At 59.8% G+C, this 24,490-nt stretch carries 20 protein-coding genes and 1 pseudogene; 12 read left to right on the top strand and 9 right to left on the bottom strand.

Going from position 1 to position 24,490, the window contains the following annotated elements; all coding sequences use genetic code 11:
- Positions 1-37: 37 nt before the first annotated feature.
- From betI to yccS, 9 genes are all read left to right on the top strand, one after another.
- Positions 38-631: a transcriptional regulator BetI gene (betI, locus tag ACSQ87_RS02890; RefSeq protein ID WP_223431218.1), complete on the top strand. Its 594-nt coding sequence runs from the start codon at positions 38-40 to the stop codon at positions 629-631.
- A 108-nt stretch (positions 632-739) separates the two neighbouring features.
- Entirely contained in the window at positions 740-2,212 is a 1,473-nt protein-coding gene (betB, locus tag ACSQ87_RS02885; protein WP_223431217.1) for a betaine-aldehyde dehydrogenase, read from the top strand.
- A 155-nt stretch (positions 2,213-2,367) separates the two neighbouring features.
- The gene (gene betA, locus ACSQ87_RS02880; RefSeq protein WP_223431216.1) at positions 2,368-4,071 is read left to right on the top strand and encodes a choline dehydrogenase; all 1,704 of its coding nucleotides are present in this window, start codon (positions 2,368-2,370) and stop codon (positions 4,069-4,071) included.
- Between the two features lie 300 nt (positions 4,072-4,371).
- A complete protein-coding gene (locus ACSQ87_RS02875; protein WP_436273324.1) occupies positions 4,372-5,814 on the top strand; it encodes a TldD/PmbA family protein in 1,443 nt (480 codons plus the stop codon).
- The gene (locus ACSQ87_RS02870; protein ID WP_436273323.1) at positions 5,814-7,151 is read left to right on the top strand and encodes a TldD/PmbA family protein; all 1,338 of its coding nucleotides are present in this window, start codon (positions 5,814-5,816) and stop codon (positions 7,149-7,151) included. The genes ACSQ87_RS02875 and ACSQ87_RS02870 overlap by 1 nt, the downstream gene beginning before the upstream one ends.
- A gap of 93 nt (positions 7,152-7,244) precedes the next feature.
- Positions 7,245-8,672 (top strand): multidrug transporter subunit MdtD, encoded by a 1,428-nt coding sequence (mdtD, locus tag ACSQ87_RS02865; RefSeq protein ID WP_436273322.1) that lies wholly within the window; start codon positions 7,245-7,247, stop codon positions 8,670-8,672.
- 57 nt (positions 8,673-8,729) lie between these two features.
- Positions 8,730-10,115 (top strand): ATP-dependent RNA helicase DbpA, encoded by a 1,386-nt coding sequence (gene dbpA / locus ACSQ87_RS02860; protein WP_436273321.1) that lies wholly within the window; start codon positions 8,730-8,732, stop codon positions 10,113-10,115.
- A gap of 150 nt (positions 10,116-10,265) precedes the next feature.
- Positions 10,266-11,444, top strand: a complete 1,179-nt coding sequence (locus ACSQ87_RS02855) for an NAD(P)/FAD-dependent oxidoreductase (protein WP_436273320.1) — start codon at positions 10,266-10,268, stop codon at positions 11,442-11,444.
- Positions 11,445-11,705: 261 nt separating this feature from the next.
- Positions 11,706-13,889 carry a YccS family putative transporter gene (gene yccS, locus ACSQ87_RS02850; protein ID WP_223431210.1) on the top strand — a complete coding sequence of 728 codons (2,184 nt, stop codon included), beginning with the start codon at positions 11,706-11,708 and terminating at the stop codon, positions 13,887-13,889.
- A 46-nt stretch (positions 13,890-13,935) separates the two neighbouring features.
- Here yccS and ACSQ87_RS02845 read toward each other — a convergent pair whose 3' ends face one another.
- Positions 13,936-14,673, bottom strand: a complete 738-nt coding sequence (locus ACSQ87_RS02845) for a substrate-binding periplasmic protein (RefSeq protein ID WP_223431209.1) — start codon at positions 14,671-14,673, stop codon at positions 13,936-13,938.
- Positions 14,674-14,930: 257 nt separating this feature from the next.
- Here ACSQ87_RS02845 and ACSQ87_RS02840 point away from each other — a divergent pair, with 257 nt between their 5' ends.
- The gene (locus tag ACSQ87_RS02840) at positions 14,931-15,383 is read left to right on the top strand and encodes a GNAT family N-acetyltransferase (RefSeq protein ID WP_150658419.1); all 453 of its coding nucleotides are present in this window, start codon (positions 14,931-14,933) and stop codon (positions 15,381-15,383) included.
- Positions 15,384-15,479: 96 nt separating this feature from the next.
- On the opposite strand, the gene ACSQ87_RS02835 is transcribed toward ACSQ87_RS02840, so the two are convergent.
- From ACSQ87_RS02835 to ACSQ87_RS02825, 3 genes are read right to left on the bottom strand one after another with little or no spacing between them, the layout of a single operon-like run.
- Positions 15,480-15,776, bottom strand: coding sequence for a winged helix-turn-helix domain-containing protein (locus tag ACSQ87_RS02835; protein ID WP_008151963.1), 297 nt, complete (start codon positions 15,774-15,776; stop codon positions 15,480-15,482).
- Positions 15,777-15,807: 31 nt separating this feature from the next.
- Positions 15,808-16,299: a M48 metallopeptidase family protein gene (locus ACSQ87_RS02830; RefSeq protein ID WP_008151965.1), complete on the bottom strand. Its 492-nt coding sequence runs from the start codon at positions 16,297-16,299 to the stop codon at positions 15,808-15,810.
- Between the two features lie 47 nt (positions 16,300-16,346).
- Positions 16,347-18,470: a putative bifunctional diguanylate cyclase/phosphodiesterase gene (locus tag ACSQ87_RS02825; RefSeq protein WP_223431206.1), complete on the bottom strand. Its 2,124-nt coding sequence runs from the start codon at positions 18,468-18,470 to the stop codon at positions 16,347-16,349.
- 323 nt (positions 18,471-18,793) lie between these two features.
- Between ACSQ87_RS02825 and ACSQ87_RS02820 the strand changes: the two genes are divergently transcribed.
- Both ACSQ87_RS02820 and ACSQ87_RS02815 read left to right on the top strand, forming a co-directional pair.
- Positions 18,794-19,462 (top strand): polysaccharide lyase family 7 protein, encoded by a 669-nt coding sequence (locus ACSQ87_RS02820; protein ID WP_436273319.1) that lies wholly within the window; start codon positions 18,794-18,796, stop codon positions 19,460-19,462.
- 516 nt (positions 19,463-19,978) lie between these two features.
- Positions 19,979-20,271, top strand: a pseudogene (locus ACSQ87_RS02815) (fructose-bisphosphate aldolase).
- Between the two features lie 68 nt (positions 20,272-20,339).
- On the opposite strand, the gene fba reads toward ACSQ87_RS02815, so the two are convergent.
- From fba to epd, 5 genes are all read right to left on the bottom strand, one after another.
- On the bottom strand, positions 20,340-21,404 hold the full coding sequence (gene fba / locus ACSQ87_RS02810) for a class II fructose-bisphosphate aldolase (RefSeq protein WP_046045276.1): 1,065 nt from the start codon (positions 21,402-21,404) through the stop codon (positions 20,340-20,342).
- Between the two features lie 129 nt (positions 21,405-21,533).
- On the bottom strand, positions 21,534-21,866 hold the full coding sequence (locus tag ACSQ87_RS02805; RefSeq protein ID WP_223431203.1) for an MliC family protein: 333 nt from the start codon (positions 21,864-21,866) through the stop codon (positions 21,534-21,536).
- A gap of 56 nt (positions 21,867-21,922) precedes the next feature.
- The gene (locus ACSQ87_RS02800) at positions 21,923-22,144 is read right to left on the bottom strand and encodes a hypothetical protein (protein WP_436273318.1); all 222 of its coding nucleotides are present in this window, start codon (positions 22,142-22,144) and stop codon (positions 21,923-21,925) included.
- 34 nt (positions 22,145-22,178) lie between these two features.
- Entirely contained in the window at positions 22,179-23,342 is a 1,164-nt protein-coding gene (locus ACSQ87_RS02795; protein WP_436273317.1) for a phosphoglycerate kinase, read from the bottom strand.
- A 12-nt stretch (positions 23,343-23,354) separates the two neighbouring features.
- On the bottom strand, positions 23,355-24,407 hold the full coding sequence (gene epd / locus ACSQ87_RS02790) for an erythrose-4-phosphate dehydrogenase (RefSeq protein WP_056739030.1): 1,053 nt from the start codon (positions 24,405-24,407) through the stop codon (positions 23,355-23,357).
- Between the last annotated feature and the right edge of the window lie 83 nt (positions 24,408-24,490).

Here is a 24,490-nt window from a genome sequence, read left to right as displayed (position 1 = left end):
TTTCACGTCCGCCGGAAGGCCTAAGGAGATGTGCAAGATGCCCAAGGTCGGTATGCAACCCATCCGCCGCCAGCAGTTGATCGAAGCCACGTTGCAGGCTGTCGATAAGGTCGGCATGGGGGACGCCAGCATTGCGCTGATCGCCCGTTTGGCCGGTGTCTCGAATGGCATCATCAGTCACTATTTTCAGGACAAGAACGGCCTGATCGCTGCCACGGCGCAGTATCTGATGAGTGTCCTCAGCGAGAACGTCACCGCGCGCCGTCAGGCGCTGGAGGACAGCAGCCCGCGGGCGCACCTCCAGGTGATTATCGAAGGCAACTTCGACGCCAGCCAGGTCAATGGCCCGGCAATGAAAACCTGGCTGGCCTTCTGGGCCACCAGCATGCACCACCCGTCTTTGCACAGGTTGCAGCGGATCAACGATCACCGTCTGTATTCCAACCTGTGCTGCCAGTTCCGCCGTGTATTGCCGCTCGATGACGCGCGCAGTGCAGCCCGCGGCCTGGCAGCCCTCATTGACGGTTTGTGGTTGCGCGGCGCGCTGTCGGGAGATGCTTTCGACACCGGGCAAGCGCACCAGATCGCTTACGAATACATGGATTTCCAACTGGCCAAGCAGGTGAGTTAGAGCACACAGAACCGCTCAGCACCTGAACCGCCACTGACCAGCGTTGCCAAGGCTTTACGGCACGCCCGGTGGTTAACGCCAACCAACTTATGCTCTTGCGAGGACTTTATGGCCCGTTTCGAACTGCAAAAACTCTACATCGATGGCGGCTACAGTGACGCCAGCAGCGACGCCACCTTCGAAGCCATCAACCCGGCTAACGGTGAAGTCCTCGCAACCGTACAACGTGCGACCCAGTCAGACGTTGAGCGCGCTGTAGTCAGCGCCGAAAAGGGCCAGAAAATCTGGGCCGCGATGACCGCCATGGAGCGTTCGCGCATCCTGCGTCGTGCCGTCGACATCCTGCGCGAGCGCAACGATGAACTGGCTGCCCTGGAAACCCTGGACACCGGCAAGTCGTTCTCCGAAACCAAGTACGTCGACATCGTCACCGGCGCTGACGTGCTGGAGTACTACGCAGGTCTGGTGCCGGCCATCGAAGGCGAGCAGATTCCACTGCGCACCACTTCTTTCGTCTACACCCGTCGCGAGCCGCTGGGCGTCGTGGCCGGTATCGGCGCGTGGAACTACCCGATCCAGATCGCCCTGTGGAAATCCGCACCTGCCCTGGCGGCCGGTAACGCAATGATCTTCAAGCCAAGCGAAGTCACTTCCCTGACCACGCTGAAACTGGCCGAGATCTACACCGAAGCAGGCCTGCCAGCAGGCGTGTTCAACGTGCTGACCGGCAGCGGCCGTGAAGTCGGCACCTGGTTGACCGAACACCCACGTATCGAAAAAATCTCCTTCACCGGCGGCACCGACACCGGCAAGAAGGTCATGGCAAGCGCTTCCGCCTCGTCGCTGAAAGACGTGACCATGGAACTGGGCGGCAAATCCCCGCTGATCATCTTCGACGACGCCGACCTCGATCGCGCCGCCGACACCGCCATGATGGCCAACTTCTACAGCTCCGGTCAGGTCTGCACCAACGGCACTCGCGTGTTCGTGCCAAGCCACCTGAAAGCCGCTTTCGAAGCCAAGATCGTTGAACGCGTTGCGCGCATCCGCGTTGGCAACCCGGAAGACGAGAACACCAACTTCGGTCCTTTGGTCAGCTTCGCCCACATGGAAAGCGTGCTGGGTTACATCGCCAAAGGTAAGGAAGAAGGCGCTCGCGTGCTGTGCGGCGGCGATCGTCTGACCGACGGCGAATTCGCCAAAGGCGCGTTCGTGGCACCGACCGTGTTCACCGACTGCACCGACGAGATGACCATCGTTCGCGAAGAAATCTTCGGCCCGGTGATGAGCATCCTGACTTACGAAACCGAAGAAGAAGTGATCCGTCGCGCCAACGACACCGAGTTCGGTTTGGCGGCTGGTGTCGTCACCAAAGACCTGAACCGCGCTCACCGCGTGATTCATCAACTGGAAGCCGGTATCTGCTGGATCAACGCCTGGGGCGAGTCCGACGCCAAGATGCCGGTCGGCGGCTACAAGCAGTCGGGCGTGGGTCGTGAGAACGGCATCAGCTCGCTGAACAACTTCACACGCATCAAATCGGTACAGGTCGAACTGGGCGATTACGCCTCGGTTTTCTAAGCCCCGGCTGAAAACCCTGTAGCAGCTGCCGAGGCACGAGGCTGCGTTGCGTGTCCGCAGGACCGCCCTCAGAGGGTCGCTGCGCGACCCAACGCAGCCTCGTTCCTCGGCAGCTGCTACAGGTGACCTGACCAACTTCAAAGAGGGTGCATTCAATGTCCCAAGAATTCGATTACATCATCATCGGTGCCGGCTCGGCCGGTAACACCCTGGCGACCCGTCTGACTGAAGACGAAGGCGTCACCGTCCTGCTGCTCGAAGCAGGCGGCCCGGACTACCGTATGGATTTTCGCACGCAAATGCCGGCTGCTTTGGCGTTCCCGCTGCAAGGTCGTCGCTACAACTGGGCCTACGAAACCGATCCAGAGCCACACATGGACGGTCGCCGGATGGAATGCGGTCGCGGCAAGGGCCTGGGTGGTTCTTCGCTGATCAACGGCATGTGCTACATCCGCGGCAACGCGATGGACTACGACAACTGGGCCAAACTGCCAGGTCTGGAAGACTGGGACTACCTGAACTGCCTGCCGTATTTCCGCAAGGCTGAAACCCGCGACATCGGCCCGAACGACTATCACGGTGGCGACGGTCCGGTCAGCGTGACCACGCCGAAAGCCGGCAATAACCCGCTGTTCCACGCGATGGTTGAAGCAGGCGTACAAGCCGGTTACCCGCGTACCGAAGACCTGAACGGTTACCAGCAGGAAGGTTTCGGCCCGATGGACCGCACCGTGACGCCGAACGGCCGTCGCGCCAGCACCGCTCGCGGTTACCTGGACATCGCCAAGAAGCGCTCGACCCTGACCATCGTCACCCACGCCCTGACTGACAAGATCCTGTTCGAAGGCAAGCGTGCGGTCGGCGTGCGTTACCTGATCGGCGCCGCTGAAGAACGCGTTGAAGCCCGTGCCCGCAAAGAAGTGCTGCTGTGCTCCGGCGCCATCGCTTCGCCGCAGATCCTGCAACGCTCCGGTGTCGGCCCGGCCGAGCTGCTGAAAAAACTCGACATTCCGGTGGTCCACGACCTGCCGGGCGTGGGTGAAAACCTGCAGGATCACCTCGAGTTGTACCTGCAATACGCCTGCACCCAACCGGTCTCGCTGTACCCCTCGCTGCTGCTGCACAACCAACCGGCCATCGGTGCCGAATGGCTGTTCAAAGGCACCGGCATCGGCGCCAGCAACCAGTTCGAAGCCGGCGGTTTCATCCGTACCCGTCCGGAATTCGATTGGCCGAACATCCAGTACCACTTCCTGCCGGTCGCGATTAACTACAACGGCAGCAACGGTGTGAAAGAGCACGGTTTCCAGGCACACATGGGTTCCATGCGTTCGCCGAGCCGTGGTCGCATCCAGGCCAAGTCCAAGGATCCGCGCGAGTACCCGAGCATCCTGTTCAACTACATGGCCACCGAGCAGGACTGGCAGGAATTCCGCGACGGCATCCGCCTGACCCGTGAAATCATGCAACAGCCGGCACTGGACGCTTTCCGTGGCCGCGAAATCAGCCCGGGTATCGACGTGCAAACTGATGAGCAGTTGGACAAGTTCATCCGCGAACACGCCGAAACCGCGTTCCACCCGTCCTGCTCGTGCAAGATGGGCACCGACGAAATGGCGGTGGTTGACGCTGAAGGTCGTGTGCACGGCATGCAGAGCCTGCGTGTGGTCGATGCCTCGATCATGCCGATCATCACCACCGGCAACCTGAACGCACCAACGATCATGATCGCCGAAAAAATCGCCGACAAGATCCGTGGTCGCAAGCCATTGCCGCGTAGCAAGGCTGCTTACTTCGTAGCCGGTGATGCTCCGGTGAAAGGCAAGCCGTTGCGTGATGTGAGCCTGACTGCTCAGTAATACAGCTACACCGCGGTGCTGCCTTCGCGAGCAAGCCCGCTCCCACAGGGGATCTTCAGTGAACACACATTCTGTGAACACCAAAGATCAAATGTGGGAGCGGCGGTGCGACGATTCGACTTGCTCGCGAAGGGGCCCGACCAAACGATACACATCCGCCTGACCCAACCTGGTAATCCTTTCCTACACCGCTCCGCGCTTGATCCTACCCCCCGCGCAGGCCTAATCTAGCGCCACGCAAACGTTTCACCCCCCTCGCAACATCGATACACCGCCACTCCATACCAAGGAGGTTCCCGAATGTTCGATTTCCATCCCCAGCTCAAGCAGCGCTTCGCTGCCTTGCGCACGGGCGCTGAATTCTTTTCGCTGCGTTATGTGCGCGAGTCCGGTCAGTACCTGTCGGTGCGCAAGAATGTCGCCGAACCTCCGAGCCTGAGCCGTGACGAAGGCGCGATGCTGACCGTTCGGGTCAACGGCGTCGAAGCCTATGCCGCGACCAACGACCTGTCGCAGTCCGGGCTGCAAGCAGCGCTGGAGCGAGCCGAGCAGCAAGCCCGCCGACTCAAGCCCCACGCCCTGCTCGACTTGCGCGAGCAAGCCGTCTCCAGCGACCGCGCCGACTACTTTTCGCCGAACTTTGACCAGCCCTTCCCGTCCCTGAGTGATTGCTACCAACTGCTCGGCGCCGAATCCGCGTCCGTGCCCAAGGATGAGCGACTGGTGAACTGGCAGGTGAGCATCGGCATCACTAACGTCGAGCAGATCTATCTCAACAGCGCCGGCGCCGAACTGCGCCAGGCCCAGCGTTTCGTCTACCCGAGCGTGGACGTCACTGCCTACGACGGCAACGACAGCCAGACCCGAACCCTGGGCCGCGAGAACTTCGGTCAACAGGGCGGTTTTGATGTGATCAGCCGCTGCGGCCTGGTCGGCGCCGGTCCGAAAATCGCCGATCAGGCGCTGCAATTGCTGCTGGCGCCGAACACCCCGAAAGGCCCGCGTGACCTTTTGTTGATGCCGGACCAGATGATGCTGCAGATCCACGAATCCATCGGTCACCCGCTGGAACTGGACCGTATCCTCGGTGATGAGCGCAATTACGCCGGCACCAGTTTCGTCAAGGCAGAAGACTTCGGCAGCCTGCAATACGGCTCCAAACTGCTCAACGTGACCTTCGACCCGGACATCCCCGAGCAGCTCGCCAGCTATGGCCATGACGACGACGGTACTGTCGCGAGCAAGCAATTCCTGATTAAAGAAGGCTTGCTGCTGCGCCCATTGGGCGGCGCGCTATCGCAATTCCGTGCCGGCATGGACGGTGTTGCCAACAGCCGCGCCTGCAGCTGGAACCGTCCGCCGATCGATCGCATGGCCAACCTGAACATCGAGCCCGGCGATCAACCGCTGGAGCAGATGATCGGCAACATCGAGCACGGGATTTTGATGAGCACCAACCGCTCGTGGTCCATCGACGATGCGCGCAACAAGTTCCAGTTCGGCTGTGAATGGGGCCAACTGATCGAAAACGGCGAACTCAAAGGCGTGGTCAAGAACCCGAACTACCGGGCGATTTCTGCGCAGTTCTGGAAAAGCCTCAGCGCCGTCGGCGATGCCAACTCCGTCAAGGTCCTGGGTACACCGAACTGCGGCAAGGGCGAACCTAATCAGGTGATCCGCGTCGGCCATGCGTCGCCGGCCTGTGTATTCAGCAATGTGGATGTGTTTGGGGGAGATGCCTGATGAGTACTTCAAAAGGTCAGGCCGATGCGTTCAAGGCCTTGGTCAATTGGCTGCGCGATGCGATTCGCGAACCGGAGCAATTCACTCTAAGTTACGCCGCGGAATCCTCGGCCTTCGTGCGCTTCAACCACGCCAAGGTTCGTCAGGCCGGTCAGGTGCAGCAGGCGAGCGTCGGTTTCAAACTGATCAACGACGGTCGCCATGCCGACCTGAACATCACCCTTTCCGGTGATGCGGAAGTCGACGTTCAGCGTCTGGCCGAAGGTCTGCAACAGTTGCGCGAAACCTTGCCGCTGCTGCCGCAGGATCCGTACCTGCTGCTCAACTACAACGGCTGGCAGAGCAAGAACGTTCAGGCGCATCCGCTACCGGACACTGAGCAAGTGGTCGCTGAAATCACCCAGGCGGCCGAAGGGCTGGACCTGGTGGGTTTCTACGCCGCAGGCCCGATCAGTCGCGGTTTCGCCAGTTCTTCGGGCGCGTTCGGCTGGCATCAGGCCAACAGCTTCAACTTCGATTTCAGCCTGTTCCATGACAACGGCCAGGCGGTGAAAGCCAGCTACGCCGGGCACGACTGGAACAGCGAAGGGTTTGCCAAGCGCTTTGCTCAGGCGCGCGAGCAGTTGGCGTTCCTCGGCAGACCGCAACACACCCTGGCGCCCGGTCAGTACCGCGCCTATCTGGCACCGGCAGCCCTGGGAGAAATCATGGACATGCTGGGCTGGGGTGGTTTCTCGGCGCAGTCGATTGCCAGCAAAAACAGCCCGCTGCAGAAGCTTTACGCGGGCGACAGTGCGTTCAGCCCGTTGGTGTCGGTCGATGAAAAGGTCAGCGGTTCGTTGAGCCCGGCATTCTCCGGCGAAGGTTATCCGCGCAGCGATCTGGGGTTGATCGTCAACGGCAAGGCTGGCGCGCAGATGGTCAGTTCACGCAGTGCAGCCGAGTACGGCCTGACCGCCAACGGTGCCAGCGGCGGTGAAATGCCGAGCGCAGTGAACATGGCGGCCGGCACGTTACCTGACGCAGAGATTCTCAAGCAATTGGGCACGGGCTTGTACATCAGCAACCTGTGGTACCTGAACTACTCCGATCAGCCGGCGGCACGCCTGACCGGCATGACGCGGTTTGCGACCTTCTGGGTCGAGAACGGCGAGATTCAGGCGCCGGTGAGTACGATGCGATTTGATGACAGTGCCTACAGTTTGCTGGGTTCGCAGCTGGAAGCGTTGACCGAGGAACGCGAGCTGATGTTGTCGGCCAGCACCTACAGCCAGCGGGCCACAGCGTCGGCGTTGTTGCCGGGTGCACTCGTCAGCCGATTGACCTTGACTCTGTAAACACAAAACCCTGTGGCGAGGGAGCTTGCTCCCTCGCCACAGAGATGATTGCCAGCCATGACCTTGCAATAACTTCAACCCACAAGAGGTCCCATGCCCAACCGCCCGCCTCTCGACGCTGTCACCGCCCGCTGGGTGCCGTGGGTCGTCGCCATCGCGTTCTTCATGCAATCCCTCGACGGGACCATCCTCAACACCGCCCTGCCCGCCATGGCCCGAGACTTGGCCGAAGACCCGTTGCGCATGCAGGGCGTGATCATCGCCTACATGCTCACCGTCGCCTTGCTGATCCCCGCCTCGGGCTGGATCGCCGACCGTTTCGGTACCAGGAAAATCTTCTTCGGCGCGATACTGCTGTTCAGCCTCGGCTCGTTGCTCTGCGCACTGTCGAGCACCCTGAGCCTGCTGATTGGCGCACGGGTGATTCAGGGCCTGGGCGGTGCGCTGATGTTGCCGGTCGGGCGACTCGTGGTGTTGCGCGCCTACCCTCGCTCGGATCTGGTGCGAATCATGGGTTTCATCACCATTCCCGGATTGCTCGGCCCGTTGATCGGCCCGACCATGGGCGGCTGGATGGTGGAATACCTGACCTGGCACTGGATCTTCCTGATCAACCTGCCGGTGGGCGCCGTCGGTTGTTACGCGGTGTGGAGATTTATCCCCGACCTGCGCGGCACCGAACGCACCCGCTTCGATAGCCTGGGCTTTTTACTGTTCGGCGCGGCGATGGTGCTGATCACCATCGCCATGGAAGGCCTCGGCGAGCTGCACCTGCCGCACTTACGGGTGATGTTGCTGCTGTTCGCCGGCATGGCCTGTCTGGCGGCGTATTGGTTGCGGGCCGGGCACATCGAAAATCCACTGTTCGCACCGTCGTTGTTCAAGACCCGGACGTTTGCCGTGGGCATCCTCGGCAACCTGTTCGCCCGACTGGGCAGCGGCGCCCTGCCGTTTCTCGTGCCGTTGCTGCTGCAAGTGGCGCTGGGTTACTCGCCGTCCCAGGCCGGGATGAGCATGCTGCCGCTGGCGGCGGCAGCGATGGTCGCCAAGTCGGTGGCGCGACCGCTGATCGAACGTTTGGGCTATCGCATCGTGCTGACCGGCAATACGTTGGCGCTGGGGCTAATGCTGGCGAGCATGGGCCTGGTCAGCGAGCAAACGCCGTACTGGTTGCTGTTGGTGATGCTATCGATTCTGGGGGCGATCAACTCCTTGCAGTTCACCGCAATGAACACCGTAACCCTGATCGACCTCGACGACGCCAGCGCCAGCAGCGGCAACAGCTTGCTGTCGGTGGTCGCGCAATTGTCCCTGAGCCTTGGCGTTGCCTGTGCCGGCGCCTTGCTTGGCGGCTTCACGGCGGAGATCGGCAACGACGGCGTGGACACGGTTTTGGGCGCGTTCCAGCTGACCTTTGTAACGGTCGGAATCATGGCGATGCTGGCCGCAACGATCTTTTCTCAGCTCTCAAAGGAAGACGGACGGCGCGTCAAGCGTCCGGAAGAGCACATAGAGCCTTAGGGCGAATGGCCACCGGGCTGGTACACTGCGCGACATTTTGTTTTGCAGGCCAGTCCCGTGACCACCATCGCCACCGCTTTTAATACTTTGCCGCTGTCCGCCGCCATGCTGGCTAACCTCGACTCTTTGGGTTATGCCGAGATGACGCCGATCCAGGCGCAAAGCTTGCCGGTGATCCTCAAGGGGATGGACCTGATCGCCCAGGCCAAGACCGGCAGCGGCAAGACCGCCGCCTTTGGTATCGGCCTGCTGAACCCGATCAATCCGCGCTTCTTCGGTTGCCAGGCGCTGGTCATTTGCCCGACTCGCGAACTGGCCGATCAGGTCGCCAAGGAACTCCGTCGTCTGGCCCGAGCCGAAGACAACATCAAGATCCTGACCTTGTGTGGCGGCGTGTCCTTCGGCCCGCAGATCGGCTCTCTGGAGCATGGCGCGCACATCATCGTCGGCACCCCGGGCCGCCTTCAGCAGCATTTGCGCAAAGGTTCGCTGGTGCTCCATGGCCTGAACACGCTGATCCTCGACGAAGCCGACCGCATGCTCGACATGGGTTTCTACGATTCCATCGAAGAAATCATTGCCCAGTGCCCGGAGCGTCGCCAGACCCTGCTGTTCTCCGCCACGTACCCGACGGGCATCAAGCAGTTGGCCGCGAAGTTCATGCGCAACCCTCAGATCGTGAAGGCCGAGGCGTTCCACGACGACACGCAGATCGAGCAGCGCTTCTACGAAATCTCCCCGGAAGAGCGCATGAGTGCCGTGACCAAAGTCCTCGGCCACTTCCGCCCAGCGTCCACCGTGGCGTTCTGCTTCACCAAGCAGCAGGTTCAGGAAACCGTCAATCACCTGACCTCCAAAGGCATTTCCGCCGTCGGCTTGCATGGCGATCTGGAACAGCGTGACCGTGACCAGGTACTGGCCATGTTCGCCAACCGCAGCACCTCGGTGCTGGTTGCTACCGACGTCGCCGCGCGCGGTCTGGACATCGATGCGCTGGACATGGTGATCAACGTCGAACTGGCCCGTGATTCGGAAATCCACATCCACCGTGTTGGCCGTACCGGTCGTGCTGGTGAGAAAGGTATTGCGATCAGCCTGGTCGCACCGTCCGAAGCGCACCGCGCCCAAGCCATCGAGCAACTGCAGAAGTCGCCGTTGAGCTGGGATCAGATCGACAACCTCACTTCCCAGGGCGGCGCACCGCTGCTGCCGGTGATGAGCACGCTGGTCATCGGCGCGGGCCGTAAAGACAAGGTGCGTCCGGGCGACATTCTTGGCGCACTGACGGGCGATGCGGGTATTCCGGGCGCTCAGGTTGGCAAAATCGCGATTTTCGACTTCCAGGCTTATGTGGCTGTGGAACGCGGGATCGCCAAGCAAGCCTTGCAGCGCCTGAATGACGGCAAGATCAAAGGCCGTTCGCTGCGCGTGCGTATTTTGTAAGGATTCTTCGACCCAACGAAGATCCCCTGTGGGAGCGGGCTTGCTCGCGAATGCAATCTGTCGGTCGGCTTAAATGTTGACTGACACACCGCTTTCGCGAGCAAGCCCGCTCCCACATTAGTTTTGTGGTGAAACAGAGAGGACACCGTTTTGCGCTCTACCGAAGTCGTGATCATTGGCGCTGGCGCCGCAGGTTTGATGTGTGCGCTGACCGCCGCCGGGCGCGGGCGCAAGGTGATGTTGCTCGACCATGCGAACAAGGCCGGCAAGAAAATCCTGATGTCGGGCGGTGGCCGCTGCAATTTCACCAACATGTACACCGAACCGAGCAATTTCCTCTCGCAGAACGAACACTTCTGCAAATCTGCCCTGGCCCGCTACACCCAGTGGGATTTCATCGGCTTGGTCGCCAAACACGGCGTGCCATACCACGAGAAGAAACTCGGCCAATTGTTCTGCGATAACAAATCCAGCGACATCCTTGAAATGCTGCTCAACGAGTGCGATCAGGTCGGCGTCAGCCTGCACCTGGACACCTCGATCCAGCACATCGAGAAAATGGAAAGCGGCTACCTGCTGCAAACCACCCTCGATCAGATCACCTGCGACTCCCTGGTCATCGCCACTGGCGGCTTGTCGATCCCGACGCTGGGTGCGACCGGTTTCGGTTATCAGGTGGCCAAGCAGTTCGGCCACGACTTGCTGCCGACCCGCGCCGGGCTGGTGCCGTTCACCATCACCGATCAGCTCAAGGAGCTTTGCACCGAGCTGTCCGGTACGTCGGTGGATTGCCTGGTGAGCTGCAATGACCAGAGTTTCCGCGAGAACATCCTGTTCACCCACCGCGGCCTCAGTGGTCCGGCGATTTTGCAGATTTCTTCGTTCTGGGAATCCGGCGATACGGTTGAGATCAATCTGATGCCGGACTATGACGTACCGAGCTGGCTGCAACAGCAGCAAGCCGAACGTCCGAACAGCGAGCTGAAAACCCTGCTCGGGGAAATCTTCACCAAGAAGATGGCCAACCTGCTGGCAGACAACTGGTTCGTCTCCAAACCGATGAAGCAGTACACCCACGCGGAAATTGCCGACATCGCCGAAAAACTGGCGAGCTGGAAAGTGGTTCCGGCCGGCACTGAAGGTTATCGCACCGCTGAAGTGACATTGGGCGGCGTCGATACCAACGAGGTGTCGTCCAAGACCATGGAATCACTGAAAAGCCCCGGCCTGTACTTCATCGGCGAAGTACTCGACGTGACCGGGCATCTGGGCGGTTTCAACTTCCAGTGGGCCTGGGCCTCCGGCTACGCTGCCGCGCAATTCGTCTGACCCGCACCGCTCCCCGCATGTAGGAGCTGTGTAGGAGCTGTCGAGTGAAACGAGGCTGCGATCTTTTGACTTTGCTTTTTAAAAACAAGATCAAAAAATCGCAGCCTCGTTTCACTCGACAGCTCCTACAGGGGATTTCATTTCAAGGTAATGTTTGCCAGGGAAGGAACAGATTTTGCTGTCAGATGTGATCGGCGCCATTGCGTCGGCGTCATTACTGGCTCAATTTAGCGTCATTGCCTCGGAAGGCCTTCGCACTTCATGTCATCGACCCCCTTTAGTCAGTCTCTGCGTCGCCTCTGGGCGCTGGATAAATTCAGCTACAGCGTGCGGGTGTTCATCGCCCTGACCGGCAGCATGGCGCTGTGTTGGTACAAGGATGAAATGGGGCTGCTGATCCCGCTGTTCCTCGGGATCATCGCCAGCGCCCTGGCCGAGACCGACGACAGTTGGCAAGGCCGCCTTAACGCACTGGCCGTGACGTTGGTGTGCTTCAGCGTCGCCGCCCTCTCCGTCGAATTGCTCTTCCCCTACCCCGTTATTTTTATCATCGCCCTGGCTATGGCCAGTTTCGGCCTGACCATGCTCGGCGCCTTGGGTGAACGCTATGGCGCGATTGCCTCGGCGACGTTGATTCTGTCGGTCTACACCATGATCGGCGTGGACCAGCGCGGCGGTGCAGTCACCGATTTCTGGCACGAACCGGTGCTGCTGGTGGCCGGTGCGGCCTGGTACGGTTTGCTCTCGGTGCTGTGGCAGGCGATGTTTTCCAATCAGCCGGTGCAGCAAAGCCTGGCGCGGTTGTTCCGCGAGTTGGGTTACTACCTGAAGCTGAAATCGTCGCTGTTCGAGCCGATCCGGCAGATGGACGTGGAAGCGCGCCGACTGGAACTGGCGCAGCAAAACGGCCGTGTCGTGGCCGCACTGAACGCCGCCAAGGAAATCATCCTGCACCGCGTCGGCAACGGTCGACCGGGCTCGAAACTCAGCCGTTACCTGAAGCTGTACTTCCTCGCTCAGGACATCCACGAGCGCGCCAGCTCCTCGCACTACCCTTACAACGCCCTGGCCGATGCTTTCTTTCACAGCGACGTGATGTTCCGCTGCCAGCGCTTGCTGCGCCAACAAGGCAAGGCCTGCCGGGCGCTGGCCGAGTCGATCCAGATGCGCCAGCCGTTCATCTATGACGCCAGCTTCGCCGAAGCCCTGAGCGACCTGCACGCCTCTCTCGAACATTTGCGCATTCAGAGCAACCCGGCCTGGCGCGGGCTGTTGCGATCGTTGCGGGCACTGGCGGCCAACCTCGGCACGCTCGATCGTTTGCTCAGCGATGCCAGCAACCCCGACGCCTTGGCCGATGCCACCGACAGCAGCCTGCTCGACCGTTCGCCACGTAACCTGAAGGATGTCTGGATACGCCTGCGCACGCAGCTGACACCGACGTCATTGCTGTTCCGTCACGCACTGCGTTTGCCCCTGGCCTTGAGCATCGGCTACGGGATGGTGCATTTGATCCACCCGTCTCAGGGTTACTGGATCATCCTCACCACGCTGTTTGTCTGCCAACCAAACTACGGCGCAACCCGCCGCAAACTCGGCCAACGAATCATCGGCACCGCCATCGGCCTGACCGTGGCCTGGGCGCTGTTCGATCTGTTTCCGAATCCCTTGGTCCAGTCATGCTTTGCGATCGCCGCCGGGGTGGTGTTCTTTATCAACCGCACCACCCGCTACACCTTGGCGACGGCCGCGATCACCTTGATGGTGCTGTTCTGCTTCAACCAGGTCGGGGATGGTTACGGGCTGTTCCTGCCGCGGTTGTTCGATACCTTGCTCGGCAGCCTGATCGCCGGGCTGGCGGTGTTCCTGTTCCTGCCGGACTGGCAGGGCCGACGCCTGAACAAAGTGCTGGCCAACACCCTGACCTGCAACAGCATTTACCTACGCCAGATCATGCAGCAATACGCAGCCGGCAAAAGCGACGACCTGGCGTATCGTCTGGCCCGACGCAATGCGCACAACGCTGACGCGGCACTGTCGACGACGCTCGCCAACATGCTGATGGAACCGGGGCATTTCCGTAAGGAAGCAGATGTCGGGTTCCGCTTCCTGGTGCTGTCGCACACCTTGCTCAGTTATTTGTCCGGACTGGGCGCACACCGGGAAACCCAGCTACCGCCCGACGTGCGCGAGCATTTGATCGACGGTGCCGGCGTGAGACTGGCCGCCAGCATCGATGAAATTGCCCAAGGGTTGGCGAGCAAACTGCCGATTGCGATTCAGAGCGATGAGGAAGAGGCACTGGCCAATACGCTTGAACAGATGCCGGACGAACTTGATGAAGGCCAACGGCTGGTGCAGACGCAATTGGCATTGATGTGCCGTCAGCTTGGGCCATTGCGGACGTTGGCAGCGCACCTCATCAAGGAAACGAGTGAGGATTGAGATCTGCGGTGGCTGAGCTTGCTCGCGATGAGGCCATCAGCCACACCTACAATCCGTGCTGTTCCATCAACCGCTGATAACTGCCATCCACTTTCATTGCCGCGATCTCGCGGTCGAAACCGGCGACGATCTGTTCATGCCTGGGGTTCTTCAGGCTGACCAGGATGTGCAGGCTGTTCTCGCTCAATGGCTTGGGCAAAAACTCCACAGCATTGCGCACCTTGGTTGATTCCCGGGCCAGGTAGTAACGCGCGACGTATTCGTCTTCCAGGGTCAATTTGACCCGGTCGGCGGCGACCATGCGCACCGCCATGGAGAAGCTGTGCACCGGGACTTTCTGCAGCGATACATCGTCATCGAACTCTGGCGAATAGGCGTAACCGCGCACCACCGCTATCGGGTAGGTATGCAGTTGTTGCAGGTTGTTGTATTCGATCGGCGTGTCTTTGCGCTTGAGAAAGCGCACACGGTTGAGCAGGTATTCGCCGGAAAACTGGCCAAGCTTCGTGCGCTCGTCGGTGTACCAGGCGTTGACCAACACGTCGTATCGACCCTCGCCAACCCCCAGCAAGGCCCGCGCCCAAGGCACTTGTTCAAAGTCACTGGCATAACCGGCCCGGGCCAGTGCTGTGCTGACGATGTCCGTGGCCAACCCACCGTTGACCAGCGTGGAGTCGGTAAAGGGCGGCCAGGCATCGGCTACCAAACGCAGCTTTTCCGCTGCCGCACTTTGAGTCAGCAACAGCAATCCGATCAAAGCAAAGGCTCGATGTAATCGCGGCATGCTAGAAAATCCTTAGCGGGCGGGACGCCCGACGTGTTTTCAGCCAAAACTCCAAGGCCCCCGTACTGCCAAACACAGGTGCCAACATTAGCTCATCGAAGCCACTGCACAGCGCTTCATCTCAGATTACACAAACAAGACAAGGCCGCGCGAAATGAATGATGGCATTTTGGCCTTTGTCACAGATTTCTCTGCCATAAAGACATCTTTCGCCTGGGCGCTTAGTATCGGAGCAACGATGTTCAAGGAGTGTGAAGATGACAATCGATTGGGTCTGCAAACACCACAGCGATCTGGGCAAAGAGCAGCTGTACGCCATTCTGCAGCTTCGTGCAGAGGTGTTTGTCGTTGAGCAGAAATGCGTCTATCAGGACATCGATGGCCAGGATCTGGAAGGTGACACCTGCCATTTAATGGCTTGGGACGGGGATCGACTGGTGGCGTACCTGCGGTTGCTCGACCCGGAGTTGCAGGGTGGCGACGTGGTCATCGGGCGGGTGATCATTGCCCCACAAGCGCGCGGTACAGGGCTTGGGCATGAGTTGATGGCGCAGGCGTTGAAGCAGGCTGAAAAGCGCTGGCCTGAAGTACCGATCTATCTCTCGGCCCAGGCGCATTTACAGGGGTATTACGCTAAATACGGGTTTGTGGTCGCGGGCGAGGAATTTCTCGAGGATGACATTCCGCATATCGGGATGCGCCGTCCCTGAGGGCCCTATCGCGAGCAAGCTCGCTCCCACAGGGGAACGCGGTCAATGTGGGAGCGAGCCTGCTCGCGATGACGTCAGCTCAGTCACCGCGTCAGTTCAGGGATACTCAAGCACCGCTTTGATCTGCCGAAGATTGCGCTCGATCCACCCCCGATCAATCGCCCCCCACTCACGAATCCGATAGCGCCCGGCATGATTGCGCGCTCCTTCTTCCTGCTGGAACTCGCAAACAATATCCAGATCCGCCAACGCTGCGATGGTGTCTTGCGCCGTGCGGCGGGGCATGCCGGTCACTTCGGTCAGCGCCGGGACGCTACTGGCCAGCCCGCTATCAATCAGGTACGCCACGTACAACCGACGATAGAAGCTGCTCTTGGTCTTGCTTACATCCATCTAAACACTCCCGGCTGCGATATTTTGATCTCTATTGCATATCCCGCCACGTCAGGTACACCCGCACATCGAACTCCACCTGGTGATACCCCGGCAACATGTGTTCGCAAAGCTTGTAAAACGCCTTGTTGTGATCCGACTCTTTAAAGTGCGCCAGTTCATGCACCACGATCATTTTCAGAAACTCGGCAGGTGCGTCCTTGAACAATGAAGCTACACGAATTTCTTTCTTGGCCTTGAGCTTGCCGCCCTGCACCCGGGATATCGCGGTGTGCAATCCGAGGGCGCGGTGGGTCAGGTCCAGGCGGTTGTCGAACAACACCTTATCGATGGCCGGGGCATTTCGCAGGTATTCCTGCTTGAGGTCCAGCGTATAGGTGTACAACGCCTTGTCGCTCTGCACCCGGTGTTTTTCCGGGTAACGCTGGCTCAGGTAGTCGCCCAGCCGACCGTCGGCGATCAGCTGGCGCACTTGGTCCTGCAGTGCTGCAGGATAGGCCTGGAGGTATTTCAACGCGGTCATTGGGGCGGCACGACACGATTCACGAAAAGGTCGCCAGTGTAGCGAATTCAGGCGGTCAGCGTGTTCCAGTCGAACGGCCGCACAAAGTCACCGACGTCCTCGGCCATCATCGGCCGTGCGACCAGAAACCCTTGCACGTACTCGCAACCATTGGCTTGCAGCCACTGATATTGCGCAACGGTTTCCACCCCTTCGGCAATCACCAGCATCCCGTACTCCTTGCACAACTCGATCACATTGCGCACCAGCGCCGCATCGCGTGAGGACTCCAGTAGCCGGGCAATCAAATGCCGGTCGAACTTGAGCGTGTCCAACTCCAGATCGCGCAGATGAGACAGCGAACACGGCCCGGAACCAAAGTCATCCAGGGCCACGCGCACACCCAGGTTACGCAGCAGGCGCAGCTGTTTACGGGTTTCCTCGGGGTTTTGCATCAAGGCCTCTTCTGTGACCTCGACTTCCAGATGGCGCGCCTGCAAACCATGGCGCTCCAGTACCTGGCGCAACTCGGTGACCAGATTGGGCATGCCGAACTGCGTGCTGCTCAAACTGACGCCCAGCACCAGGTCGTCGGCAAACACGGTTTCCCAGGCTTTTCGCTGGCTCGCCCCTTGTTGATAGATCCAGCTGCCCAGGTGACTGATCAACCGCGCCTCTTCCAGCAATGGCAAAAACAGCCCCGGTGGTACATCGCCGACGCTCGGGTGCTGCCAGCGGATCAGCGCTTCGAACCCGCGAGTCTGCCCGCTGGCAATGGCCACCTGCGGTTGATACACCAAATTGAAATCACGGTTCTCGATCGCCGCGCGCACACTTTCTTCGAGCATCAACCGCGAGCGTGCCCGGCCGTTCATTTCGTGATCGTAGAAACGATATTGCTGACGGCCGGCGCGCTTGGCTTCGTACATGGCGATGTCAGATGCGCGCAACAAACCGTCGAGATTGGAACCGCAATCCGGGTACGTCGCAATGCCGATGCTGGCGCCCAAGGCGATATCCAGACCATCGATCTGCTGACAGATCGACACCCGCTCAATCAGCTTCTCGGCGATTTTTGCTGCTTGCTCGGGGAACTCCAGATCCAGCAACGCGGTGAACTCATCACCGCCCATGCGCGCCAGAATGTCGAAGGGCCGCAGACAGGCCTTCAACTGCTCGGACACCCACCGCAGCACCCGGTCGCCGGCATCGTGACCGAGGGAGTCGTTGACCCGTTTGAAGCCGTCGAGGTCCAGATACAGCAGCACCCAGGCACTATCGGAGCGGTCGCCACGCAACAGCAGGTTTTCCGCCGTCTGGTAAAAGCCACGACGATTGAGCAGCCCGGTCAATGGGTCAGTGACCGCCTGGAACTCCAGTTGCTGATGCAGATGGCGCACCACCGACATGTCCAGCACCGTCACCACCATCGCATGTTGCTCGCTGGGCAACGGCGCGCAGGACAGCGCCACGGGCACCTGCTGGCCGGGCGCCGTACGCAGCAATGCATCATGCAGGCGCAGGATTTCGCCGCGTTTGTAACCGGCGAGCAGCTCGGAGTCGGCCCAGATAGGAATGTGCGGCTTTTGCAGGAAATCCAGGAATGCTTTGCCTTGCAGGTCTTGCAACGTGGCATTGAGCAGCCGCGACATCGCCGGATTGGCAAAGCGGATCAGACCGTCCTCACCGACCACCAGGATGCCTTCGGCGGCATTGTCGAGTACCGAGGCATTAAACGCGCGCGCGACCTCCAGATCGTGGCTCAGGCGCTGCAACGCACGGCGATTGCGCTGATGCTCGAGCAGCGCCTGGACTTTGGGCTTGAGAATTTGTGGGTCGAACGGTTTGAACAGGTAATCCACCGCACCACTGGCATAGCCCTTGATCACGGCGTCCTGGGACTGTTCGTTGGCGGTAAGGAAAATGATCGGCGTGAGGCAGGTTCGTTGGCTGCCGCGCATCAGGCGTGCCACTTCAAAACCGTCCATGCCCGGCATCTGCACATCCAGCAGCACCAGGTCGACATCGTGTTCGAGTAACAGACTGAGCGCCTCGAAGCCCGAGGCGGCGGTGATGACCTGCCAGTCCTGGCGCTGCAACAACGCGCGCATGCTGATCAGGTTTTCAGGGTAATCATCGACGATTAAAAGAATTGAACTGTCTTCAGCTGGCGTGGGTTGCGCGCATTCCATGCTGCTTCTCTTATGCGGGACGTCAGGCCGGGTTCTCGTGAAAACCGGACAAATACTAAGCCTTCACTCTAGACCGGGTTCCGCAAAAGCAGAAGCTATCAATACGCCATCATTTAACTAAAGCGTCCATTTGCCGACTAACGGTCGGCGCCACAGGCCCCTGAAACCGGGAAAGATGGCCTTTTAACAGGATTTTGACGTCACCCGTTTGTCATTTACGCATTAACAAATTGAACTTCTGCGATTATAAGGATTGCCCCCAAGGCGCGCGCCAGAGCTTCTGGAACGTGCGTGCAGCAAAAAATCCGTGGAAGCTTTTGTCTATGATCGATCTCGCAACCTGGAACCTCAGCGTTCCCGTCGGCAATCCGCCGTACACCGTTGAAACGTCAAAACTGGTGGATGGCTTCAAGGACCAATACTTCCACTCCGACACCGGCACCTTGTTTTTCTGGACCCCGGTCACCGGTTCTACAACTGAAAACGCAAAGTATCCCCGCACCGAACTTCGCGAAACCTACAGCAATGGCACCCTGAAAAACTGGCTCTACCCGGACGCCGACAATACCCTGCGTGCCACCCTGGCGGTGAACCAGGTACCGACCTCGGGCAAGATCGTCATTGGCCAGATCCACGCCTATGAAAGCCAGAAACCGATGGTGAAGCTCGAGTATCAGTACTCGACCAGCACACAGTCGGGCAACCTCGTCGCCAAGGTTCGTATGCACCCTGATGACGATGCCGCACGGATAATCACCATTGCTACCGGGGTGAAACTGGATCGGGAGTTTTCCTACCTCATCCACCTGAGCCCGGGCGGCGCGCTGGGCATCAGTGCGGCGGGCTACCAGTGGGACACCGAAATCAGCAAGACCTGGAGCGTCAAACCCCTGTACTTCAAGGCCGGGGCTTATGTTCAGGACAACACCGGGTACACCAGCGAAGGCGGGAAAGTGACGTTCAGCAAGCTGGATATTGATCACGACAAGTAACCCCTCACACCCCGGAACGCTCCCAAGAACAACTCGATCTCTGTAGCAGCTGCCGAGCCTGCGAGGCTGCGTCCGAGGACGAAGTCCTCGCAAGCCCGCAGAACCCGGTCTAACCGAATAAATGCGTTGTCTGATTTACGACTGCTCCGCAGCCGAACGCAGCCTCGCAAGCTCGACAGCTGCTACAAATCCCAGCGTCCGCAAAACTCGTAGGACCACTCCGACCGTGGCGAGGGAGCTTGCTCCCGCTGGGCTGCGAAGCAGCCCCAAACCCTGCTACGCAATTTCCTCAGACACACCGCAGTGCCCGGTTTTACGACGGCTGCGCCGCCGAACGGGACGATGCGGCGTTCCGACAAGTTCCCTCGCCACATAACCGGAAAGGCGTCCTACAGCCCGGTTGCGGCTACCCGAATCGCAGCCTAAAGTTGGCCTGTCGCTGACATCGTTGGCAACAGGGTTTCGCAGCCCTTACGGTACGAGTAGCTCTTCTTTAGATTCGAGGAAGATTTACTTATGAAAATGAACAATCCGCCCCGCCGCTTCACCCCCATGTCCCAATTCGCCACCGACTACCCCGTCCTGCTCATCGACAGCGACGCCCCGCTACGCGAACTCCACAATTGTGTCAGCAAACGCCTCACGCCGTTCTCAAATACCTCAACCTCATGGCCTGCACCAGCCTGCCGGACTATGCCGAGAACGACATCAACACCGTCACCAACATCGCCCGGATCATGGTTCAGGATGTAAGCGATGTGTTTCGGGTGATTGAGCAGCGGGGGTTTGATACGCCCAAGAATCAGTAGTCAATTTTCAGGCAATAAAAAACCCGCATCGCTGCGGGTTTTTTAATACCGGTAGTAACGCTTAAGGCTTAGTTGACCTTAGCGTTCAACTCACCCTTCAAATAACGCTGATACATCGCTTCCAACGAGATCGGCTTGATCTTCGAAGCATTACCCGCCGTACCAAACGCTTCATAACGTGCGATACACACATCACGCATTGCCGTCACGGTCGCGCCGAAGAACTTACGCGGATCAAACTCGCTCGGGTTGGTAGCCATCAGGCGACGCATCGCACCGGTGGATGCCAGACGCAGGTCGGTGTCGATGTTGACCTTGCGCACGCCGTGTTTGATGCCTTCGACGATTTCTTCAACCGGTACGCCGTAGGTTTCTTTGATGTCGCCGCCGTACTGGTTGATGATCGCCAGCCAGTCTTGCGGAACCGAAGACGAACCGTGCATCACCAGGTGGGTATTGGGGATGCGTTTGTGGATTTCTTTGATGCGGTCGATGGCCAGCACGTCGCCGGTAGGCGGCTTGGTGAACTTGTACGCGCCGTGGCTGGTGCCGATGGCGATGGCCAGGGCATCGACCTGGGTGCGTTTGACGAAGTCAGCGGCTTCTTCCGGGTCGGTCAGCATTTGGCTGTGATCCAGAACGCCTTCGGCGCCAATGCCGTCTTCTTCACCGGCCATGCCGGTTTCCAGCGAACCCAGGCAGCCCAGCTCGCCTTCTACCGATACGCCACAGGCGTGAGCCAGGGCTACAGTTTGTTGGGTGACGCGGATGTTGTAGTCGTAGTCGGTCGGGGTCTTGCCGTCTTCGCCCAGGGAACCGTCCATCATCACCGAGCTGAAGCCCAGTTGGATGGAGCGCTGGCAGACGTCAGGGCTGGTGCCGTGGTCCTGGTGCATGCACACCGGGATGTGCGGGAATTCTTCGATTGCCGCCAGGATCAGGTGACGCAGGAACGGTGCGCCGGCGTATTTGCGAGCACCGGCCGAAGCCTGGACGATCACCGGGGAGTCAGTCTTGTCAGCGGCTTCCATGATGGCGCGCATCTGCTCAAGGTTGTTGACGTTGAAGGCTGGAACGCCGTAGCCGAACTCGGCTGCGTGGTCCAGCATCTGGCGCATGCTGATAAGTGCCATTGTGTGTGTATCTCCCGGTTGAGGGTCGTTAATCGTGCCAGCCTGCCGTAGCGGCGGCGGCTATTCAAGTTATTGCAGATCGGGGGTCAGCCCTGCCTGCCAATTCGGTGTTGCCTCAATCTTGTGGCGTTACTGCGCTTTGCAACCGCGGCCGATCAAATCATTGGTGGCGACCCAGTACACCAGGCCTTCCTCACCTTTTACGTGAAACGCCAGCATGTCGTTGCTGTACAGCGAACCTTCGGCGCCCGGCTCATGCTTCAAGCGGTAGACCTGATCGGCACCGCCCAGGCGAACGTCGACTTCCTTGCGGCTTTCGTCGGTGTAGCGCCAGAGTACTTTGGCCTGACTGTCGCAGGTCCAGGTGGTCCAGCTGTCCGTCGATTCGGCAGGCTTGAACAGGTTCAAATTAGCGCAACCTGCCAGCAGAGCCAGCGCCGTAACGGCGATAAAACCTTTCATCCATGTTCCTCGACTGACGGCGCACGCCGCCAGCCCTGAGTAAAGTGTCAGACCCGTCAAGGGCAACCATGTTCCTTGGCCGGGGTCTGTGTCTCGTATTTGTCCAGGCCATCAGGCCCGGAACGCTTGTTGATCACCGGGTTGGTTTCGGCCTGCCAGTCGGCCTGGTAGCAGCCTTTTTCCTGTTCAGGCGTCTCGGACACCTTCGGAGCTTTCGGGTTACTCCCGCAAGCTGCCAGCGACCCCGCGATAATCAACAGCGCTAACGTTTTGACCATCTGAACACTCCTTCGCCTGGTCAAATGGGCGGCCTCAGGCCTTGGCCCGGCTTTCCAGGACTTCAACGGCCGGCAGAACCTTGCCTTCGACGAACTCGAGGAACGCGCCGCCACCGGTAGAAATGTAGGAGATCTGATCAGCAACGCCATATTTATCGATGGCGGCCAGGGTGTCGCCGCCGCCCGCGATGGAGAATGCCGAGCTTTCAGCGATGGCCTGGGCCAGCACTTTGGTGCCGTTACCGAACTGGTCGAATTCGAACACGCCCACCGGGCCGTTCCACAGGATGGTCTTGGACGACTTCAACAGCTCGGCGAAATTCGCCGCGGTCTGTGGGCCGATGTCCAGAATCATGTCGTCTGCGGCCACATCAGCGATCAGCTTGACGGTAGCGGTCGCGCTTTCAGCGAATTCCTTGGCAACCACGACGTCGATCGGCAGCGGCACGCTGACCTTGGCGGCGATGGCGCGAGCGGTGTCCAGCAGGTCCGGCTCGTACAGGGACTTGCCGACCGGGTGACCGGCAGCGGCCAGGAAGGTGTTGGCAATGCCGCCGCCGACGATCAGCTGGTTGCAGATCTGACTCAGGCTGTTCAGCACGTCGAGTTTGGTCGAAACCTTGGAGCCGGCAACAATGGCAGCCATTGGCTGAGCCGGGGCGCCCAGGGCTTTGCCCAGTGCGTCCAGTTCGGCAGCCAGCAACGGGCCAGCGGCGGCGACTTTGGCGAACTTGGCCACGCCATGGGTCGAACCCTCGGCGCGGTGAGCGGTGCCGAAGGCATCCATCACGAACACGTCGCACAGGGCGGCGTATTGCCGGGCCAGTTCGTCAGCGTTCTTTTTCTCGCCCTTGTTGAAGCGCACGTTTTCGAACAGCACGATGTCGCCGGCCTTCACGTCAACGCCGTTCAGGTAATCGGCGACCAGCGGCACTTCACGCCCCAGAGCCTTGCTCAGGTAATCAGCGACTGGCTTGAGGCTGTTCTCGGCCGAGAATTCGCCTTCGGTCGGACGGCCAAGGTGCGAGCAGACCATCACGGCCGCGCCTTTTTCCAGGGCCAGCTTGATGGTCGGCAGCGAGGCCAGGATTCGCGCATCGCTGGTGACAACACCGTCCTTGACTGGGACGTTGAGGTCTTCGCGGATCAGTACGCGCTTACCTTGCAGATCGAGGTCGGTCATCTTCAACACGGTCATGGGTCGCATTTCCTACTGTTTTGGAGAGGCAGCTGTTTGCAGATAGTGCTCTGCAACATCCAGCATTCGGTTGGCAAAACCCCATTCGTTGTCGAACCAGGCCAGGATGTTCACCAGCCGTGGGCCGGAAACTCGAGTCTGACTGGCATCGACGATGGCCGAATGTGGGTCATGGTTGAAATCACAACTGGCGTGAGGCAACTCGGTGTAGGCCAGAAGGCCCTTGAGCGGGCCAGCAGTGGCGGCCTCGCGCAAAATCCGGTTGACCTCGGTGGCGTCGGTATCGCTCACGGTCTGCATCGTAATGTCGAGGCAAGACACGTTAACCGTCGGCACCCGCACGGCTTTGGCCTGAATTCTCCCGGCAAGTTCCGGTAACAGGCGTTCGATGCCTCGTGCCAGACCAGTGGACACCGGAATCACTGACTGAAACGCCGAACGGGTGCGGCGCAAGTCTTCGTGATGATAGGCGTCGATCACCGGCTGATCGTTCATCGCCGAGTGAATGGTGGTGATCGATACGTATTCCAGACCAATGGCCTGATCCAGCAGGCGCAACAGCGGCACGCCACAGTTGGTGGTGCAGGACGCGTTGGACACCAGCAACTCATCACCGGTCAGGCAATCCTGGTTCACGCCGTAGACGATGGTGGCGTCGACATCCGCCTCGCTGGCCATCGGCTGGGAAAACAGCACGCGCGGCGCGCCGGCGTCGAGGAAACGCTGGCCGTCTTCACGGGTGTGGTAAGCGCCGGAGCATTCCAGCACCAGATCGACGCCCAGCGACGCCCAATCGATGCCTTCGGGGGTGGCACTGCGCAGGACCTTCACGCAGTCGCCATTAATATGCAGACAATCGCCGTCGACCTTCACTTCCCCGGGGAAACGCCCGTGAGTGGAGTCGAAGCGTGTCAGGTATTCGATGCTGGCCATGTCAGCCAGATCGTTGATCGCAACAATTTCAAACCCGGCCTTATCGCCTCGCTCAAACAACGCACGCAAGACGCAACGACCAATCCGGCCGTAGCCGTTGAGTGCAACTTTGTAAGGACGCGGTTGAGGCATGGGGTTCTCGATTACCGTGGTGAATCCGTTATTGCAGCGTTGCCCGGACTATCGCTTTCGCGAGCAAGCCCGCTCCCACATTG

Source organism: Pseudomonas sp. LjRoot277, assembly GCF_964253845.1.
In the GTDB taxonomy this organism is placed as follows: Bacteria; Pseudomonadota; Gammaproteobacteria; order Pseudomonadales; family Pseudomonadaceae; genus Aquipseudomonas.
Note: the sequence above shows the minus strand (reverse complement) of the source record. Positions and strands in the feature narration are given on the sequence as shown.